The sequence below is a fragment of the Bacteroidota bacterium genome, from assembly GCA_036522515.1.
Lineage (GTDB): Bacteria > Bacteroidota > Ignavibacteria > UBA10030 > SZUA-254 > VBOC01.
In genome coordinates this window covers 1-19,705 of the sequence record DATDFQ010000058.1, presented here as the reverse complement: position 1 = coordinate 19,705, position 19,705 = coordinate 1, and the positions used below count along the sequence as shown (strand labels likewise).

13 protein-coding genes are annotated in these 19,705 nt (G+C 59.5%); all 13 read left to right on the top strand.

The window, feature by feature from the left end; all coding sequences use genetic code 11:
• Positions 1-124: 124 nt before the first annotated feature.
• The gene (locus VI215_12605; GenBank protein ID HEY6193156.1) at positions 125-709 is read left to right on the top strand and encodes an outer membrane beta-barrel protein; all 585 of its coding nucleotides are present in this window, start codon (positions 125-127) and stop codon (positions 707-709) included.
• Positions 710-1,000: 291 nt separating this feature from the next.
• Positions 1,001-2,392 (top strand): hypothetical protein, encoded by a 1,392-nt coding sequence (locus tag VI215_12600; protein HEY6193155.1) that lies wholly within the window; start codon positions 1,001-1,003, stop codon positions 2,390-2,392.
• 213 nt (positions 2,393-2,605) lie between these two features.
• Complete coding sequence (locus tag VI215_12595) at positions 2,606-8,293, top strand: PAS domain S-box protein (protein HEY6193154.1); 5,688 nt, start codon at positions 2,606-2,608, stop codon at positions 8,291-8,293.
• Between the two features lie 172 nt (positions 8,294-8,465).
• Positions 8,466-9,140 (top strand): response regulator, encoded by a 675-nt coding sequence (locus tag VI215_12590; protein HEY6193153.1) that lies wholly within the window; start codon positions 8,466-8,468, stop codon positions 9,138-9,140.
• Between the two features lie 40 nt (positions 9,141-9,180).
• Positions 9,181-10,050, top strand: a complete 870-nt coding sequence (locus tag VI215_12585) for a nitrilase-related carbon-nitrogen hydrolase (protein HEY6193152.1) — start codon at positions 9,181-9,183, stop codon at positions 10,048-10,050.
• Between the two features lie 88 nt (positions 10,051-10,138).
• Entirely contained in the window at positions 10,139-11,434 is a 1,296-nt protein-coding gene (gene asnS, locus VI215_12580) for an asparagine--tRNA ligase (protein HEY6193151.1), read from the top strand.
• A gap of 10 nt (positions 11,435-11,444) precedes the next feature.
• Entirely contained in the window at positions 11,445-12,368 is a 924-nt protein-coding gene (locus VI215_12575) for an ATP-binding cassette domain-containing protein (GenBank protein HEY6193150.1), read from the top strand.
• Positions 12,365-13,615, top strand: a complete 1,251-nt coding sequence (locus VI215_12570; GenBank protein ID HEY6193149.1) for an ABC transporter permease — start codon at positions 12,365-12,367, stop codon at positions 13,613-13,615. The genes VI215_12575 and VI215_12570 overlap by 4 nt, the downstream gene beginning before the upstream one ends.
• 58 nt (positions 13,616-13,673) lie before the next feature.
• Complete coding sequence (locus tag VI215_12565; GenBank protein HEY6193148.1) at positions 13,674-14,186, top strand: NADH-quinone oxidoreductase subunit J; 513 nt, start codon at positions 13,674-13,676, stop codon at positions 14,184-14,186.
• Positions 14,187-14,188: 2 nt separating this feature from the next.
• Complete coding sequence (gene nuoK, locus VI215_12560) at positions 14,189-14,503, top strand: NADH-quinone oxidoreductase subunit NuoK (GenBank protein ID HEY6193147.1); 315 nt, start codon at positions 14,189-14,191, stop codon at positions 14,501-14,503.
• Positions 14,497-16,449 (top strand): NADH-quinone oxidoreductase subunit L, encoded by a 1,953-nt coding sequence (gene nuoL / locus VI215_12555; GenBank protein ID HEY6193146.1) that lies wholly within the window; start codon positions 14,497-14,499, stop codon positions 16,447-16,449. The genes nuoK and nuoL overlap by 7 nt, the downstream gene beginning before the upstream one ends.
• A 20-nt stretch (positions 16,450-16,469) precedes the next feature.
• Complete coding sequence (locus tag VI215_12550; GenBank protein HEY6193145.1) at positions 16,470-18,032, top strand: NADH-quinone oxidoreductase subunit M; 1,563 nt, start codon at positions 16,470-16,472, stop codon at positions 18,030-18,032.
• A complete protein-coding gene (locus VI215_12545; GenBank protein HEY6193144.1) occupies positions 18,029-19,522 on the top strand; it encodes a sodium:proton antiporter in 1,494 nt (497 codons plus the stop codon). Before VI215_12550 ends, VI215_12545 begins: the two co-directional genes overlap by 4 nt.
• Positions 19,523-19,705: the final 183 nt, after the last annotated feature.

Sequence of the window (19,705 nt, the reverse complement as noted above, 5' to 3'; positions counted from 1 at the left end):
CCGGGGCCTTATCACGGGGGCCAAGATATTACTTGACAACGTGGTTTTTTCTTACTATTTTCAGGTCGAAGTTTTTACTAATAAATAGGTACTTTTACAAAAACACTTGAAAGGGGTATCTCTGATGAAACAGTTGGCACTATTGATGTTTGCACTAGTTGTTCTGACTTCATGCGCTGCATTCGGGCAGGGCGCAGCAGCCAGCCAGTGGGTTCTCGGCGTTAAGGCAGAAGGCGGCGTCCCGACCGGCGATTTTAAGAATGCGACTGATTTTGGCTTTGGAGGGACAGTTTGGGCTGGTTATATGTTTGACCCGAGTTGTGCCGTCACGCTCAGATCGGGATACACACGGTTCTCCGGCAAGGATTATATCATCCAGGGCGTGACAGTCAAGACAAATTATGGCGTCGTTCCGATAACGGCCGGGTTGCGCTACTACTTCATGCCCGGGGATACTCGCGTCTATGGTGCGGCAGAAGCGGGTCTCTATCTGCTGAACGCGTCAGCCGATGCGACCGTCAATGGCGTTACCGTCAGCGCAAGCACGAATGAATCAAAGTTCGGTATCAACCCGACGCTTGGAGTCCAGTTCAAGGCAGGGGATAAGATGAATGTCGACGTGCATGGCGCCTATACCGATGTTTTCACAGACGTTTCCAGCACAGCCTGGATCGATTTTGGAATCGGTTTGGAATTCATGCTCCAGTAGGTCATTTCTTCAGTTCCAGACTCGAAAGGAAGCCCCAAGGGCTTCCTTTCTTGTTTTCGGGCGGTCCGGGTCGATTAAATTACTCGAATATAAGGAGTTATGGGCATTAGTTAAAGGATAAAGCAGAAAAGACTTGACAAACATTTAATAATTTGCTATACTCTTTCCGTTCGCTGTATCGTACATAATGATAAGTTTAATTCCATATCGGTTGCGCGCTTTGTGTGCGTCTTATTTGAACTCATTATGTACCTTTAATCACACTATTCTTCACATTCATAGAGGGGTAATATGAAAAGATTTACTCTGGTAGCGTTCCTCCTGGTCGCAGGCATCGTCAGCCTGTTCGGGCAGGCCAAGCCCGGTGGAATCGCCCGCGAATTAGCGATGGGCGGCTCCAACGCCGGAACGATGCTTGTTCTCAATCCATTCATTATGGATGATCCGTCTCTGATGCTGGTGAATCCTGCATATCAGGCCTCTTATCGCGATTATGCTTGGGCCAATGTAGCAGGAGGCGCCTTGACGGGACTCTCGAGTGGCGGCGGCCCGATCGGAGACGACGGGTACGGCCATCAGTTTGCCGGTGTGGCATTCGGGCTTAACGACCAATGGTCGGTGGGTGCCATTCTGAGCTACGACCCGTCAGCGGCAAACCTGAACAACACCCTGATCGCCGGCGGCGGACTATTTCCCGCCTTCACGCAGGCCCCCCGCACAGCGCAAAGCATTCCAGCGATTGCGAATGTCTGGGAAGCCAGCGCCGCCTATCGTGCCAGCTCGATTGATTTCGGTGTTGGATTTATGTATGGTTGGTCCAATTCAGACAATAATTTCAATACCTCCACACCCACTTCCGGAACCAGGGAAGCTTCTTCAAGTATGTGGGGGGTTCGTGGCGGCGTGAATGCGAATCTTGGCGGCGGTTCATCGCTGGATGCGAGCGTCGCATATAGGAACGACAAAGCAACTGACAACCGGACGAGCTCACCGGTGGTTGCAGCGAACTCGGGGAATTATTCCTCTTCAGCGTCCGAGTTTCAGGCAAACCTGCGTTTCAAGCTAAACGTCAGCAGCAAATTCAACTTCGTGCCGTACGGAACCCTCGTTTCGATCTCCGCGGAACCGAAGGAAGATGTTCCGCCCAGTACCGTATCGGGTACTCAGATTAGCGAAAAAGCGACGGTTCTCGCCTACGCACTCGGCGCCGGCGGTGAGTACCGCACATCTTCATTCTATTTCGCGGGCGGTGTGAGCTGGCAGTCCTTGCGTCTGAAGGGCGAATACAATGCGCCTTTGCCAACTGGATCCATCACAAACACAATCACCTATACCGCCATACCCGTGCTAAACCTCGGCGGTGAGTGGTGGTTTACCGATTGGCTTGCAGGACGGGCCGGGTATTTCCGCTCGATCGGCAAGATTAATACCAAATCGGAATCGACCGGGGGAACGAGCGAGTCGAACTTCTCCGCCCCGAACAGCTTTGTGTCGATCGGTGGGATCAACCCGGGGAACTATGACGGTATGGTGACGATGGGTCTCGGATTCAAGTTCGGCGGTGCGTGTATCGATGCAACGGTGAGCGAAGAAGCGCTCCGCCGCGGCCTCGGTTTGATCGGCGCCTCGGACAATATCAATTCGTTTGGCTACCTGACCGCCAGCTTCGCTTTCGGCGACTAATCGAACGGTAGCGGTTGTTGGTTCGAAGGGCGATCTGCCGCAAACGGATCGCCCTTTTTCTTGGATGGACCGCGCGTTGTCACCCTGAGCGCCAGCGAAGGGTCTCGATGCCGGGGAGATCCTTCACTTCGTTCAGGATGACAGCAGAGTTGACCCCCTCTTCAAAGTTTGGTACATTTAACGCAGAGATGACCAGCGCTCGATTCTTCCGACATGCCGCGTAAGTTTTTCTCCACCGGGCTCCCTAGGCTCGATCAGGCCATCGGAAATGTGACACCCGGGGATGTGCTTCTCTCGCTGATCTCCTCGGAAGGAGAGCGGCGGGATCTGATTCAACCCCTCTCCGAATACTCCTCCTCCATGCAGATCCCTGTCCTCTACCTGGCTGCGGACGACTCTCCTTGCGAGGAATTGCGCAACGCCTACCGCTTGAAGTCCCTCACCTTTGCGGGTCCGAAATCCCAATCTTCACCCGGGGCGATCGGCCGCGCGGTGAAAAAATGGGGGAAAGGACGATACATCGTCCTCGAGGACCTCTCGGCATGGAAGGCTCTTCTCCGGAGCGAGCGTCGGGTAGTGGAATTATTCAGGCTTCTTTCGAAGATTGCATCGGAGCAGAGGTCGGTCCTCATCGCCAGCGCGTTGAAGCCGGGGTTGGGGCTGGATACTCTCGGTCTTCTCAAAGACTCAGCCACGGCATGCCTCGATTTCAACACCTACAAGCAGGATCTCTTCTGTTCTCTCATCGCGCTCAGGGGTAAATATCTTCCCGGCGGCTCGATCCCGTTCCGGTTTGAGCCGAAGGATCTGTCGAGGCCCCCCTCCCGCACGGATGAGCCGGTTGAGGCGATCCCGAACGAAGCCCAGGGGAACCGCATGAGGGCGCTGGAGGGATCCGTCTTCCCCGCCACAAGCGCGTATCAGGAAGTTTTCCGAAGGGCACAGGAGGCGATGTTCCTCTTCGCGCTCGACGGGGGGTACCGCGAAGCGAACGCGGAATTGGAGAGGGCGGTGGGGTATTCCGAAGACGAACTGCGCATTCTGAATCCGTTAACCCTGATCTCACCCGCTCATCGCATCCGTTTCCTGAGATTCCTGGCAGAGTTCCGCAAGAAGAAGAAAGGGCGGGTCGACGTCGACCTGATCCGAAAAAATGGAAAGACGCTTCAGGTTGAGCTTAGCGCTGGGAAACTCGACCACGGTATCTATCTGGGCATTATCCGGGACGCAGGCCCCCGGTTGCAGATGGAAAGGGAGCATGATCAGCTTCGGAAGCTGGCGGCTTCCGAGGCGCAGAACCGCGAGCTCGTCGAACGGACCTCCGCGGCCCTCGCGATGATCGAGGACGGAAAGTACTTCTACGTGAACCGTGCGTTTCTAGACCTATTCGGATACGAAGCCGTTGAGGAGATCGTCGGGAAGGAATACACCCGGTTTCAGGAAGACCCGGAGCTCTCATGGCTGAAGGAGGGGGGCACGCGGAAGGACCTGGGAGGGGAGCCGTTGAAAGTCGTCCGGTTTCGAGGACTCCGGAAGGACGGGGGGAAGGTCGAAATCGAAGCGGCGATCGTTCCGTTCAAGCATGTCAAAGGGAGAACCCTCGTCTATTTGCGCGATATCACGCGCGAAACGCTGGCCGGGGAAGAGGTGCGCCGAAGGCTTGAGGAACAAAAGCTGCTGCGCGAGGTTGTTCCTTCGGGCGCGGTCACCGCGGACATCCCGAAGATGCTCCGGTCGAGCCTCGCCAATATCATGGATGTTCTCGGCTGGCAAATGGGGGCCCTCTACTCGGCCTCGCCCCCTGCGACAGGGGTATTAAAAATCAGCGCGCACCGCGGCCTCCCCGCAACGATTCTCAAGACACTCGATACCCTCGAACGCGACACCGGGCTGGGCGGATTTGTCACGAAGACGCTGGCGCCTCATCTCTTCCAGATCAGAAAATATCCGAGCCACCTCCCGTTCCGGGCCCTCTGGAAAGAGGCCGGAGTGGGAGCGATCTGCCTCATCCCTCTGGTAAGCCGCGAACGATTAGTGGGGATCCTGCTCCTCTGCTCCAAGCGCGAAGAGCGGGAGGAGAGATACTCTCCGGATCTCCTCTCGGCGATCGGGCACCAGCTCGGCTCCTCGATTGAAACCTCGATGATCTACAACGAGATCAAGGCCCGGGAGGAAGAGTATGCAGCCCTCATTGCGGGCATCCCGGACGTCCTTTATATCGGATCTCCGGGAGGCTCGATTGAATTCATAAGTCCCGGGGTCGAACGCCTTGTGGGATATGCACAACGGGAGTTTTACCGGAACAAGACTCTCTGGCTCTCACTCATCCATCCGGACGACAAGAAGCTGCTTTTGGAGGCCACGATTCGCGGGCATTCCGACGGCACAAGCGCGGTCAGGGAATACCGGGTCCGTCCCAAGGGGAAGGCCTCCTACCGGTGGGTGCGGGACACGATGAAACAGGGGAAGGAGGGCGAACAAGGGGACGCTCGTCCTTCGGGCATCATCACCGACATCACGGATGAGCGGCTCCGCGAGGAGAGCGCCGGCGCGGATGCCCGCCGGAGGGATGAAATCGTCTCCAAAATCGAAGAGGGGGTGTTCGCGTACGACCGGCAGCTTCGGTGCCTGCAATGGAACCGGGGAATGGAGGAAATCACCGGATTGAGCCCGGAGGAGGTGGCGGGCAGGCCTGCCGCCGAGACTCTCCCGGGATACGACGACCGCGATCTCTCTTCTCTGCTCTCCCAGGTGCTCGAAGGCCAGACGGTGAGGTCGGACGGGATATCGTATGAAATTCCGCGGACCGGGAAAAAGGGAATTCTCCGCGGCTCGTTCTCGCCGCTCCGCGATGCCTCGGGCTCGGTCACGGGATTGATGGGTATTGTCACCGACGTCACCTTCCGGAAGAAACTCGAGACCGATCTGCGCGAATCGGAGCAGGTCCTCCGGAACATCATCGATACGATGGCCGACATCCTTATCATCACCGACCTCGAAGGGAAACTTCTCCAGGTGAACAAGCCGTTCGTCGAGCTGCTCGGCTATCCCCGCGCGGAGGCCCTCGGTCTCTCGTTCCCGTACCCGTGGCTGGTCGAGGAGGAGATGGGGCGGTACGTCACGTGGATCTCCAACCTGAGGGACCGGAACTGGCTTCATGATTTCGACATGACATGGAAAGGGAAGGCCGGCCACTCCATCTCGGTAAGCCTGAGCACGACGCTTCTCAGAAATTCTATGGGCGAGCCGGTCGCCATGCTGAACATCGCGAGAGACATCACCGAGCGGGCCAGGCTCACGAAGGACCTTGAGCACCGGAACAAGCAGATCGAGATGATCAACAGGGTCATCGGAACCGCGAACCAAACCATGAATTTTGAGGTCGTCTTCGCGGCGGTGGTGAAGGAGATCAACGACGTACTCGCCTCAGACATGATCGACATCGGCCTGGTCGGGGACCGCGCGGACACGCTGGTGGTGTTCGCAGCCGCCGGCACGCGCTCCTCGCTCAAGGGTTCGTCAATCCCCCTGGGGAAGACCATCACGCAGTTCGCGCTCCGGGAAAACCGTCCCGTCGTGGTGAATGACCTTGCAGCCGATCCGAAGCTCCGGGAGATGGCGTCGCTGGCGAAGGGGCTGCGCTCCCAGATCGCCATTCCCATCAGGCTGAAGGGACAGCTGATCGGCGCCCTCAATATCGGGAGCTCGGAGCCGTACGCCTTCTCCGAGGAGCACGTGGGAATCCTCGAGCCCCTCGCCCAGGAGCTCGGCAGTGTCATCGACCGGGTGAACCTGTTCCGGCAGGTGAGCGACGACGCCGCGTACGTCCATACGCTTCTCAATTCGATCGACAGCATCGTTTACACCGTCGATCCACAGTGCAGGATACGGGAAGGGAACAAGGCATGGCATGAATACCTCCGTGAATGCGGAATGGATTCGCCGGCCGACGGGGTCAACCCCAACCTGTTCGATTTCCTCCCCGACCCCGCGCTGAAACTCAAGATTCAGGCGGTGGTGGATCAATTGCTGGCAGGATCGATCCGGTTTTTCTCCGAGGAGCACACCGTCCGGTTTCCGGCGCGGGATCGGGTCTACCAGCTTACGATCAACCCGATGCTGATCGGCCAGCGCATCACCGGGCTTGTGTTCGCGCACGTGGACATCACGGAGGTCAAGCACGCCGAGGAGGTGCTCAAGCGGAACAACGAGCAGCTCCTGGCTCTGAATGAGATTTCTGCGCTCGCCAGCACCTCGCTCCGGATCGAGGACATACTGGAAGGCGCGGTTCCCCTCCTCAAGAAGGCGATGGAGGCGGATGTCGCGCTCGTCTATCTCAGGGAGACCGAAGGGACCGATCTCCTGCTGGTGAAGCAGTCGGGCTTCGACGAGTCGGTTGTCCCGTCGATCTCGCGGCTTACCCCCTCCGACTCGGTCACCGGCAAGGCCGTCGAGCGCAACACGCCCACGTACATCTCCGAGAAGGCGTATCAGGATCAGCGGGTCATTCCGAAGAACAGGGAGTTGCTTCGAGCCACGGGCCTGGATGCGATGGCGATTATTCCGCTGGCCTCGAAGGAGGTCGCGCAGGGGGCCCTCAATCTCCTGTACCGGCAACCGCACGGATTTCCCGAACAGGAGCGCCGCCTCCTCTCCCTCGTGGGAAATCAGCTCGGAGCGGCCATCGAGAACGCACGGCTCTACGCCCAGTTGCGCGAGCAGATCGACCGCCTGACGGCTCTCTACGAGCTGAGCCAGGAGCTTACCTCGACTCTGGACATCGACCAGATCTTTCTTGCCGTGTGCGAGAGCAGCGAGCGGATCGTTCCCTACGAGGAGTTCCGGATCGATTTCTACGACCCTTCCACCGAGACAAGCCGCCCCGCGTTTCGCGTCAGGGTCGCGGAGGGCGAACGGATCGTCATGACCGAGATCGCCCCACCCGCTCCGGTCCGGCTCGACAGCGCGAAATGGTCGGTCCTTTCCACGAAGAGCTCCTACCGCGATCACTCGGGCAGGTCGATCAACGTCCCGATGCTCTCCAAGGAGGCCATCATGGGGATCATGTCGATCACCTCCGCTGCGGGAGGCCAGATCACCGACGCGCAGGCCCGGGTGCTTGAGAGCGTAGCGAGCCTCACCGCGATCGCGCTCGAAAAGGGAAAGCTTTACGAGGAAACGATCAGGATCTCCCACGAGATTCAACAGCGGAACAAGGAGCTGGATGATTTCACCTACGTTGTATCGCACGATCTGAAGGAGCCGCTGATCAGCGTCGAAGGGTTCAGCCGGATCCTCCAGTCGGATTACGGCGGCGTCATACAAGCGGAGGGAAGGGAATATCTCGATTCCATCGTCGCGGCTTCGACCAGAATGAAAGGCCTGATCGACGACCTGCTGATGCTCTCCCGGATGAGCCGGCCGATGGAGGCGTTCAAGATGGTCCAGGTGAAGTCCCTGATCGACGAGATCACGGCGGACATGGAGTTCACGATCCGTCAGAAGAAGGTCCGGATGATCGTCCCGGCGGACCTCCCGAGCGTGTACGGAAACGAGACGCAGCTCAAAGTCCTGTTCCGGAACCTGATCGGCAACGCGGTCAAGTTCACCGACCGGCCCGATCCGGTCGTCGAAATCGGATTTCACAATGGCGAAAATAATTCATATCTTTTCAGCGTCAGGGACAACGGGATCGGGATCGAGCCGGAGTTCTTCGAAAAGATTTTCGTCATCTTTCAACGTCTGCATCCCCGCGAGCTGTACGAGGGGAGCGGCGCCGGCCTCGCGATCGTCAAGAAGATCATGGAGAGGCACGGCGGAAGGGTCTGGGTCGAATCTGAACTGGGGAAGGGCTCGACGTTTTATTTGTCATTCCCCGCGTCCGGCATCACCGGGACATAGCGCGCCTGTCATCCTGAGCTCAAAGTTGTCATCCTGAGCGCAGCGAAGGATCTTGCCGGGAGACGCCGCAGATCCTTCGGTCGCTCCGCTCCCTCAGGATGACAAGAAGGCGCTGCGCTCCCTCAGGATGACAGATGGCTAGGGTTGTTCCATCATTTGCTAGGAGAGAACCTTGGACGAAAAGAAAATCAACATACTCCTTGTCGAAGACAATAAGGATTTCGCCAAGCTGGTGCAGGTCTACCTTCGCCGGTTTGACAAGGACGCATTTTCGGTCGTATGGAAGGAAAATCACGCCGAGGCGATCGCGGAGCTCGAGACCAACCAGGAGATCGATATCGTCCTGATGGATTACTTTCTTCCGGGCAAAAACGGCCTCGAGATCACCAAAGAGATGCGGAAGAAGAACATCACGACGCCGGTCGTGTTCCTGACCGTCAACAAGGACTTTGATCTCGCCGTCGACGTCATGAAGGTTGGAATCGACGATTACCTCGTCAAGGAGGAGATCAGCTCGCCGGTGCTGCCCAAAACGGTCCTGAGCGTGATTGAAAAACGCCGCCTGAAGGACCAGCTGATGGGAATCGAGATCAGCCGGCAGAGGCTCCAGGCGATTCACGAGACCCTCGCCCGCGTCATCAAGGATTTCGAGACCCCGCTCGTTGAGATGAAGCGGACTTCCGGCAGCCTCAGGGCGGTGCTTCCGCCGGAAATCCAGAAAAACTTCGTGAAAATCATCGAGGAGAACGTCGCGAGGATCGCCGACAAGCTGGAAAAGCTCCGCTCCCTCAAGGTCGACAGGACGATCAAGTACATCAAGGACATCCGGATGATCGATCTCTCCTGATGCGCGGAGGCCTCCAGACGACCCCGGCCGGGGGAATCCGATGAAGTTTACGCTGGCGCTCGCGCAGGTGGACAACGTCCTTGCCGATCTCAAAAAGAACGTGCAGCACCACCTCGAGTTTATCGCGAGGGCGCGCGAGGGCGGCGCCGACCTCGTGGTGTTTCCGGAGCTGAGCCTGACAGGGTACTCCCTGAAGGACAGCAACTGGGACGTCGCGATCGCAGCCCCCGGAGCCGGCAGCCAGGACGCCCACCCGCTCCGCGATATCATCAGGGCGAGCTCGGATATTTCCATTCTTCTGGGATGCGTCGAGGAGACGGCCGGATTCGGGATCCACAATTCCGCGCTGTTCTTCGAGCGGCAGACGGTGCGATCGGTTCACCGGAAAGTCTACCCGCCGGCCTACGGCATGTTCGAGGAGCTCAGGTACTTCAGTCCGGGGGATTCGGTGCGGGCGTTCGATTCCATCCTGGGCAGGCTCGGAGTCCTGATCTGCGAGGACCTCTGGCACCTGCCGCTGCCGTATCTGCTGGCCCAGGCAGGCGCGCAGGTCATCATCGGCATTGCCGCGAGTCCCACCCGGCTCGCGGGAGAAGGGGAGCGGATCGCGAACGCGCGGGTCAACACCGAACAGCACAAGGCGTACGCGAGGTTGCTGAGCTCCTACGTGGTCTTCTGCAACCGCGTCGGGATTGAGGACGGGGTGAACTTCTGGGGCGGGTCAGAGGTGGTCGCCCCCAACGGCGAGATTTCCGTCCAGGCGAAATTGTTCGAAGAAGATCTGGTCTTCGCAACCATCGATGAGAACGAGGTGCGCCGCGCGCGGCGATTCTCGAGACACTTCCTCGACGACAATCCCCGGCTGGTGGTGTCGGAGCTGGAGAGGATCGTCTCCGCGAGGGATCGGTAGGCGCGGGCTTCAGCCCGCGTGAACCGGCCCGCAGCCTGAATGTTGCGGCCACCCATTTAAATATCATTTTATCCTGAGAGCACCCCATATGTCACGCATTTCCATTGAGGATCTTCCCCGGCACGCCGGAGAAACCGTTTCCATCCGCGGCTGGCTGTACCATAAGAGGTCCAGCGGAAAAATTCGATTTTTGGTCGTTCGCGACGGGACCGGGATCCTTCAGTGCGTCATGGCGAAGAACGCCGTCACCGACGAAGTGTTCGGGGTGTTCGACAAATTGACGCAGGAGTCCTCCGTCATCGTGACGGGCTTGATCAAGATGGACGCGAGGGCCCCCGGGGGATGCGAAATGGACCTTTCCATGGTGGAGCCGGTTCACATCGCCCAGGAGTACCCGATCACGCCCAAGGAGCACGGCGTGGATTTCCTGATGGATCACCGCCACCTGTGGCTTCGCTCGCAGCGCCAGACCGCGATCCTCCGGGTCCGGCACCACCTCATACGGGCGATCCGTGACTTCTTCGACGGGCGCGGGTTTATTTTGCTCGACGCCCCGATATTTACTCCGGCCGCTTGCGAGGGAACGACCACCCTGTTCGAAACCGATTACTTTGACCTCGGCAAGGCCTACCTGACGCAGTCGGGTCAGCTCTACGGCGAGGCGGGGGCGGCGGCGCTTGGAAAGGTGTACGTGTTCGGTCCGACGTTCCGGGCGGAGAAATCGAAGACCCGGCGGCATCTGACGGAGTTCTGGATGGTCGAGCCGGAGGTGGCGTTCAACGACCTGAACGACAACATGGCGCTGGTGGAGGAGTTCCTCGAACATGTCGTTTCCGCGGTGCTGGGAAAGTGCTCCCAGGAGCTGAAGGTGCTGGAGCGGAATACGTCCTATCTGGAACGCGTGAAGAAACCGCTCCCCCGGATCACCTACGACGAGGCCATCGACATCCTCCACAAGAAAGGCGTGCAGGTGGAGTGGGGTACCGATTTCGGGGGAACGGATGAAACCGTGATCTCGGAACAATTTGACCGTCCGGTCATCGTCCACCGCTACCCGGCCAGGATAAAATCGTTTTACATGAAGCGTGATCCGCTCAATTCTGAGCTCGCGCTTGCCATGGACGTGCTGGCCCCCGAGGGGTACGGCGAGATCGTGGGCGGAAGCCAGAGGGAGGACGACTACGAAACCCTCCTCGGGAGAATCAAGGAACATAACCTTCCCCAATCGGCCTTCGAGTGGTATCTCGATCTCCGCAGATACGGTTCGGTGCCGCACTCCGGTTTCGGCCTCGGGGTCGAGAGGACCCTCTCCTGGATTTGCGGGCTCGACCACGTGCGGGAGACGATTCCCTTTCCCCGGATGATCTACCGGCTCACCCCCTGAGGACCGGCCGATGCTGAGCGTTGTCGGGGTCAGAAAAGCATACTCGACCGTCCTGGCGGTCGATAATGTTTCTCTGGCGGTGGAGCGGGGCCAGATCCTCGGTCTGCTCGGGCCAAACGGCGCGGGCAAGACCACCACGATCAGGATGATCCTGAACATCAACCCCCCCGATGCCGGACGAATCACGTTCGACGGCAGGGAATTCACCGAAGCCACGCGCGACGGAGTCGGATACCTGCCCGAAGAACGCGGCCTCTACCGCAAGAGCAAGGTGCTGAACACCATTCTCTACTTCGCCCGTTTGAAGCGCGTCGAGCCCGCCGAGGCGAAGCGAAGGGCCTATGATTGGCTGAAGCGATTCGATCTCCTCACCGCCTTCGACAGGAGGGTGGAGGAGCTGTCGAAAGGAAACCAGCAGAAGGTGCAGTTTATCATCTCGATCATCCACCAGCCGCAGCTGGTCATCCTCGACGAGCCGTTTTCCGGGCTCGACCCCGTGAATCAGATCGTCCTCAAGGACATCCTGATGGAGTTGAAGCAGCAGGGGAAGGCGATCATTTTTTCGACCCACCAGATGGATCAGGCGGAGAAACTATGCGACCGGATCTGCCTCATCAACAAGGGAAAGGTGGTGCTCGAGGGGGCGCTCGGCGACGTGAAGAACCGGTACGGGAAAAACACCCTGCTGATCGAATTCACCGGAGACGGGTCGTTCATCCCGTCGCTCGAGTGGGTCAAATCGGTCCACCTCTACGAGAATTTCGCCGAGATCGAGTTGCGGGACCACGAACGCCTCCCCGCGATCGTCCGGGAATTGGCGGAGCGGCTCGATCTCTCGAAATTCGAGGTCACATCGCCCTCGCTGAACGCCATCTTCCTCGGCGCGGTGGGATCGGGCAACGAGCAACCGGTGGGAAGGAACCCGCTCCCATGACCAAGGCCCTTTCGGTCGCACGATGGGAGTATCTCGAACGGATCAAGTCCAAGGCGTTCATTCTTTCGCTCTTTCTCATGCCGGTGATCATGTTCACGGTCGCGTTCCTTCCGAGCGTGCTCGCAACCCGGGGCGATACGGAGACCCGTACCATCGGGGTGGTGGATCAATCGGGCAGTTTCACCGGCGCCCTCTCCCGTGCGCTCGTCGACCGGTACAAGCTTCCGGACGGCCAGCCCAATTACCTCATCCGCGATATTCCGGTCGACGGTCCGGGCGGCCTCCCCGCGACGATTCATGGGGCGGACTCGCTTGCGACCGGCGAAGAGATCGAAGGGTATGTGATCATCCCCGCCACGGTCATGAACGACACGGTCCTCGAATACCGCTCCGGAAACATCGGGAACTTCAAGACCACCGAACGCCTGACGGGGGCGGTCAGGGAGATCGTCACCGAGCGCAAGCTCCGCTCGCGCGGCCTCGACCCGTCGGTGGTCAAGGAATTGACCGCCCCGATCGAACTGAAGACCATCAAGCTCTCGAAAACGGGGGAGGCCGAGGAATCGGGGTTTACACAGGTGTTCTTCCGTGCCTACGTCTTCATGATGATGTTGTTTTTCCTTGTCATGACCTCCGGGCAGCTTCTTGTTCGCAGCATCCTGGAGGAGAAATCAAACCGGGTCGTGGAGCTTCTCCTCTCGTCGTGTTCCTCCCGGGACCTGATGACCGGCAAAATCCTGGGGCTGAGCGCGCTCGGGCTAACGCAGATGTCGTTCTGGGTCGTCATCGGCCTCTCCGTCAGCGCCAGGTATGCGATCACCCTGATCCCGCTGGGAAGCGCCCTGATTCTCGCCTGCTACTTCGCTCTCGGCTATCTGCTCTACGCGTCGATCTTCGTCGCCGCCGGAGCGCCGGTCTCGACGGAACAGGAGGCGCAGCAGATCACGAGCTATCTCGTCTTGATCCTCGTCATCCCGATCGCGGTGGCCTTCATGGTCGTTCAGAATCCCCATTCCACGATGATCAGGGTCCTGTCGTTCATTCCCCTTCTTACCCCCTCGATGATGGCGCTGAGGATACCGATCGAGATGCCGCCTCCCGCGGAACTGGCGTCGACGATGATCCTCCTGGCGGCCTCCGCGGCGGGGGCGATGTGGCTGGCGGGGAAGATTTTCCGTACGACGATGCTCCTCTACGGGAAGCGCCCGTCAGTGGGAGAACTCCTGAAGTTGATGCGCTCCCGTTGATACTTATCCCGGTTTTTTCTATCTTGGGTCACATTTTGCGAACGCGAATTGCTCCGGCATGAACACCGAAACTCTCTTTTTCTTCCTCGTGGCAGGTCTCGCCGTGGTCTCCGGCCTGCTCGTCGTCACGCGGGCGAATCCCATCAAAAGCGTCCTGTTCCTGATCGTCAATTTTTTCTGCCTCGCGGTCCTCTACCTGACTCTCCAGGCCCAGTTTATCGCGGTCATACAGATCATCGTCTATGCGGGCGCGATCATGGTGCTCTTCCTGTTCGTCATCATGCTGCTCAACCTGGGGGATGAAACGCGAACGGCGGTGAAGCCGGGGGTCGCGAAACTGGGCGCCATCGCCCTCGCGGCGGCGGTCCTGGCGGAGATCCTGATCGGGGCGGGGGTCCTCCATCTGCAGAGCGCCCCGGCTCAGTCGGACCGGGCCGCGGGCATGGGGACCGTCGAATCGGTGGGCGCCGTTCTGTACACCGGTTACCTGCTGCCGTTTGAAATCACCTCGATCCTGCTCCTCGCGGCGATGGTGGGGGTGATTGTGCTGGCCAAGAAAAAACCGGGCTGACCATGGGTGAACTCCATATCCCGCTCTCCCACTACCTGGTCCTGAGCGCCATCCTGTTCACGATCGGAATGCTGGGAGTTCTCATCCGGCGGAACGCGATCATCGTGTTCATCAGCATCGAGTTGATGCTCAACTCGGTAAACCTGACGCTGGTGGCGTTCTCCAGCTTCCTCGGCGATCCCCGCGGCCAGGTGTTCGTCTTCTTCGTGATGGCCGTCGCCGCGGCCGAAGCGGCCGTGGGACTCGCGATCGTCATCGCGCTCTTCCGCAACAAGCAGACGGTGAATATCGACGAGATCAACATCATGAAATGGTGAACCTCATCGGCTATATCGTCCTTGTTCCGCTCGCCGGTTTTCTGCTCAACGGCGTCCTCGGAAAGAAAATCAATTCCGAGCGCCTGAGCGGGCTCATCGGGAGCGGCGCGGTCGGGCTCTCGTTCCTCCTTTCGGCTTCCATCTTCGCCGGGATGCTCGGTTCGCCCGCGGAGACCCGCCCGCTTTCGGTCACCCTGTTTCAATGGATCGCGGCGGGGAACCTGTCCGTCTCCGCGGCGTACCGGATCGACCAGCTCTCGATCATCCTCTGCCTGATTATCACCGGCGTCGGATTCCTGATCCATCTTTATTCGATCGGATACATGCACGGCGACCCGGGCTTCTGGAGGTTTTTCGCGTACCTGAACCTCTTCATTTTCATGATGCTCAACCTGGTCCTCGCGGATAATTTCCTCCTGATGTTTCTCGGGTGGGAAGGCGTGGGGCTCTGCTCCTATTTGCTGATCGGTTTCTGGCACGACCGGCCCTTCGAGACGGGAGGGTACCCCCCCGGGACCTCCACCACGAGCGACGCCGCGAGAAAGGCGTTCATCGTCAACCGGATCGGCGACTTCGGGTTCCTTCTGGCGATCTTATTGATCTTCAAATCGTTCGGGAGCATTTCCTTCGGCGAGGTCTTTCCGCGGGCGGCGGCCGTGACACCCGCCGGCGAATCGACCATATTCTGGATCACGCTCTTGTTGTTTGTCGGGGCGACCGGAAAGTCCGCCCAGATACCGCTCTATGTCTGGCTCCCCGATGCGATGGCGGGACCGACTCCGGTGAGCGCCCTGATTCATGCCGCCACGATGGTCACGGCGGGCGTCTACATGATCGCCCGCTGCTCGATTCTCTACGCTCTTTCCCCCGCGACGATGCACATCGTCGCTGCCGTCGGCCTCCTGACTGCGATCTTCGCGGCCACCATCGGGCTTGTGCAGAACGACATCAAGAAGGTCCTCGCCTACTCCACCATAAGCCAGCTCGGGTATATGTTCCTTGCGCTCGGCGTGGGGGCATTCAGTTCCGGCATTTTCCACCTGATGACTCATGCGTTCTTTAAGGCGCTTCTCTTCCTCGGGGCCGGTGCCGTGATACACGCCATGAAGGGAGAACAGGACATACAGAAGATGGGGGGGCTGAAAGAGGCGATGCCTGTCACCCGCCGTACATTCCTGATCGGGGCGCTGGCGATCGCGGGAATTCCGCCTCTCTCGGGCTTTTTCAGCAAGGACGCCATTCTTCTGCACGCCTTCTCGGGCGGCGGGGCGGTCTTCTGGCTGGTCGGATGGCTGACCGCCGGATTAACCGCCTTCTACATCTTCCGGCTCTTTAATCTGACCTTCGAAGGATCGTCGCGCTGGTCGCCCGGCAAGCACCCGCACGAAATGCCCGGAGTGATGACCGTTCCCCTCGGGGTCCTCGCGCTCCTTTCCGCCATCGGCGGAGTTGCCGGAATCCCCGCGAGCCTCGGCGGGGGAGAGTGGCTGGAACGATGGCTTGAGCCCGTCTTTGAGAAGGCGAATGCGCGGATCGCCTCCGCGGGTGAGGCCGGCCTTTCCACCGAATACCTCCTCATGGTCGCTTCGGTCGGAATTGCCGCCGGGGGAATTTATTGCGCGTATCTTTTCTACAGGAGAGGGACCGGACTTGCAGCGAGGGCGGCGGCCTTGTTCGGCCCCCTCTATACGCTCACGCTCCATAAGTATTACGTCGACGAGCTTTACGAGGGGGGTGTGGTGATCCCGGTCGAGCGGGCGTCACGCTCCATTCTCTCCAAAGGAGTCGATACCGGATTGATCGACGGGGTTGTGAACGGCGCCGGGCGCCTGGTCGCCGCATGCGCCAACGGAGCGCGCCGACTCCAGACGGGAGTCGCGCAAAGCTATGCCCTCGCCTTCGTGATGGGGATCATTCTGATCCTCGCACTCCTGGCCCTGCGATGAGACAGATCCTGGAATCCTGAATGGCGCTCACGACCGTCATACTTCTCCCGCTCATCGGAGGCCTGCTCCTGCTCTTCGTGCCGCGGCAACGCGAGGGGCTGATCAAAGCCCTGGGATTCGCGGTGAGTGCGGCCACCCTGGTCCTCGCCCTGGTCCTCTACGTCAAATTCGATACGGCGGCCTCCGGGATGCAATATGCGAGCCGGGTCCTCTGGATCCCCGGTCTGAACGTTTCATTCTCCATCGGGATCGACGGACTCTCGCTCATGCTCGTTCTCCTCACGGCGTTTCTCGTCCCTGTCGCGATGCTCTCCTCCTGGGAATCCATTTCAAGCCGCACCGGGCAGGCCCGGGTCAAAGAGTACACGTTCATGCTGCTTCTCCTCGAGACGGGAATGATCGGAGTCTTCTGCGCGCTCGATCTCTTCCTCTTTTATATATTCTGGGAAGCGATGCTCGTCCCGATGTATTTCCTCATCGGCATCTGGGGGGGAGAGAGAAAGGTTTACGCTGCGTTCAAATTCTTCCTCTACACGATGGCGGGAAGCATGCTGATGCTCGTCGCGATCGTGGTGCTCGGGGTTGAGGCGTCCCTGGCGCCGGGAGGGAAATTCACCACCGATCTCTCCGTCCTCTATACGGTCGGGCCCGGGATACCGTTCCACATCCAATCATGGATGTTCCTCGCGTTCGCGCTCAGTTTTGCGATCAAGATTCCGCTCTTCCCGTTCCATACCTGGCTTCCCGACGCCCACGTGGAGGCCCCCACGGCGGGGAGCGTATTGCTTGCTGGCGTGCTCCTCAAGATGGGGGCGTACGGTTTCCTGCGGTTTTGCCTTCCGCTCTTTCCACAGGCGGCGGTCGCGTTCACGCCTGTCGTCGCGACTCTCGCCGTCATCGGGATCGTCTATGGGGCGCTGCTCTCGGTGGTTCAGACGGACATGAAGAAACTCGTCGCCTACTCTTCGGTCAGCCATCTGGGTTTCGTCGCGCTGGGAATCTTTTCCTTCACGGAGGAGGGGGTCCAGGGGAGCATTCTCCAGATGGTGAACCACGGGCTCTCGACCGGAGCGCTCTTCCTCATCGTCGGGATGATCTACGAAAGGCGGCATACACGGACCATCTCCGAGTTCGGAGGCCTCGCGAAGGTGATGCCGCTCTTCGCCACCGCGTTCATGATCGTGATGCTTTCCTCGATCGGGCTTCCGGGCCTGAACGGGTTTGTGGGCGAGTTCCTCATCCTGCTCGGATCGTTCCGCTCCGCCTACCTTTCCCCCTGGTATACGATCGTCGCCGCCACAGGCGTCATCCTGGCGGCGGTCTATCTCCTCACCATGTACCAGCGGGTCATGTTCGGCGCCGTTACAAATCCGGCGAACCGCGGCCTCCGCGACCTCTCGAAACGCGAAATCGCGCTCCTCCTTCCGGTCCTCGCGTTGATCGTCTGGATCGGAGTCTATCCCGCCCCGTTTCTGGCAAAGACTGCCGCCTCTTCGAGGCAGATCATCTCGACGGTGCAACCGCACGACCGCAGCACGGTGGCCGCCGGCCGGCCGGGCGAGTCGGTGCCGGCGCCCAAATGAAACTCAGGCTCCGCAGGAGCTCACTCCCGGCGGTAGCTGCCCTGCTCTTTGGCGCCCCCGCACCTGCCTGCGCGGAAAACGGAGCGGCGTCCGTCTCTCCCTTCATGCTCATTCCGTTTCTGCTCCTTCTCCTCTTGATCGCGGTCATGCCCTTTCTGCGCCGGATCTGGTGGGAAAAGAGATATCCTTTGGTATCGGCAGGCCTGGGATGCGTCACCATTCTCTACTATCTGGTCGTCCTTCGAAACCCGGATCGCATGGCCGCGACCGGCATGGACTACTTCAGTTTCATCGTGCTGATCGGCTCGCTCTTCGTGGCGGCGGGAGGGATCCATCTCCGGATCCGGGGGGATTCGACACCCCTTTCGAACACCCTCTTGCTCTCCGCCGGCGCGCTGGCATCGAGCGTTCTGGGGACGACAGGCGCTTCGATGATCCTGATCAGGCCCTTCATTCGATCGAACAGGCGCCGCCTCCGGGGGTATCACATCGTGTTCTTCATCTTTCTCGTCGCCAACATCGGCGGAGCGCTTTCGCCGATCGGTGATCCGCCCCTCTTCCTCGGATACTTGAGCGGCGTTCCATTTTTCTGGGTGCTGGAAAACACCTGGCCGATCTGGGCGGTCGCTGTCGCGCTTCTTGCGCTCGTGTTTTACGCCGTGGATACGGTCAACTTCCGGAGGATCGGGCCTGCGGCGGAAAGGGATGGACGCCATGAGGAGGCCGGGACCGCGGGGACGCACAATTTCCTGTTCGTCTGCGTGATTGTCCTGTCGGTATTCGTCGAGCACCCGAGGCTCCTGCGGGAGGGGCTGATGATCACGGCTGCGGCGGCTTCGTACGTTACGACGAAGAAGGAAGTACACAGGGCGAACGAGTTCAATTTCAGGCCGATGAAGGAGGTGGCGATTCTCTTCTTCGGAATCTTCGCGACCATGGTGCCGGCTCTTGACTGGCTCGAAATGAACGCGGCTCACGTCGGGATCGCGAGCCCCGGCCAGTTCTACTGGGGGTCCGGAATCCTTTCGGGCGTGCTCGACAACGCGCCGGCGTACCGGAGTTTCCTGAGTGCTGCGATCGGCCTTTTCGTCGACCAGAATATGGTTGCGCAAGTGCAGCTCCTGGTGGCGAGGCACGGGGGGGACGCGGCGGCCCTTGGGGGAGCGACCGCGGATCAGGCGCGAATGACCTTTGGGGTGCTCGAGCGTTACCACGCCGATCTTGTGGCGGCGGGGACCGTTTCACCGGAGTTGATCAAGGTCTCGTTTCTGATCGCAAACCAGGCCCTTTATCTCAAGGCCATCTCGATCGGGTCGGTCTTTTTCGGGGCGGTGACCTATATCGGCAACGGGCCCAACTTCATGGTGAAGTCGATCTCCGAACAGATGGGGGCAGAATGTCCCGCCTTCTCCACCTACATCCTCCGGTATTCGCTGCCGGTGCTGCTCCCGGTCTTTGCGCTGGTTTGGTTTTTGTTCTTTATACGCTAGAAAAGCCCGCAAGCTAAAGCTTGCGGCTACCGAACCTGAAGGTTTCTCGTTCCCACGCTCTCAGACTGTGTGAAAACCCCTCCGGATGTTCCTCCGTCGAAGGGGCTCCGAGCGTGAGATCATGCGAGAAAAAAATCTATCTGTGCCCCTCGCAAAAGCTCGTTAGTGTATTATATTTGTAGT

What these genes read in the sequence shown, in the direction of transcription:
- VI215_12605 (HEY6193156.1), top strand. Translation starts at nt 125, where the DNA reads ATGAAACAGTTGGCACTATTGATGTTTGCACTAGTTGTTCTGACTTCA.
- VI215_12600 (HEY6193155.1), top strand. Translation starts at nt 1,001, where the DNA reads ATGAAAAGATTTACTCTGGTAGCGTTCCTCCTGGTCGCAGGCATCGTC.
- VI215_12595 (HEY6193154.1), top strand. Translation starts at nt 2,606, where the DNA reads ATGCCGCGTAAGTTTTTCTCCACCGGGCTCCCTAGGCTCGATCAGGCC.
- VI215_12585 (HEY6193152.1), top strand. Translation starts at nt 9,181, where the DNA reads ATGAAGTTTACGCTGGCGCTCGCGCAGGTGGACAACGTCCTTGCCGAT.
- asnS (HEY6193151.1), top strand. Translation starts at nt 10,139, where the DNA reads ATGTCACGCATTTCCATTGAGGATCTTCCCCGGCACGCCGGAGAAACC.
- VI215_12575 (HEY6193150.1), top strand. Translation starts at nt 11,445, where the DNA reads ATGCTGAGCGTTGTCGGGGTCAGAAAAGCATACTCGACCGTCCTGGCG.
- VI215_12570 (HEY6193149.1), top strand. Translation starts at nt 12,365, where the DNA reads ATGACCAAGGCCCTTTCGGTCGCACGATGGGAGTATCTCGAACGGATC.
- VI215_12565 (HEY6193148.1), top strand. Translation starts at nt 13,674, where the DNA reads ATGAACACCGAAACTCTCTTTTTCTTCCTCGTGGCAGGTCTCGCCGTG.
- nuoK (HEY6193147.1), top strand. Translation starts at nt 14,189, where the DNA reads ATGGGTGAACTCCATATCCCGCTCTCCCACTACCTGGTCCTGAGCGCC.
- nuoL (HEY6193146.1), top strand. Translation starts at nt 14,497, where the DNA reads ATGGTGAACCTCATCGGCTATATCGTCCTTGTTCCGCTCGCCGGTTTT.
- VI215_12550 (HEY6193145.1), top strand. Translation starts at nt 16,470, where the DNA reads ATGGCGCTCACGACCGTCATACTTCTCCCGCTCATCGGAGGCCTGCTC.
- VI215_12545 (HEY6193144.1), top strand. Translation starts at nt 18,029, where the DNA reads ATGAAACTCAGGCTCCGCAGGAGCTCACTCCCGGCGGTAGCTGCCCTG.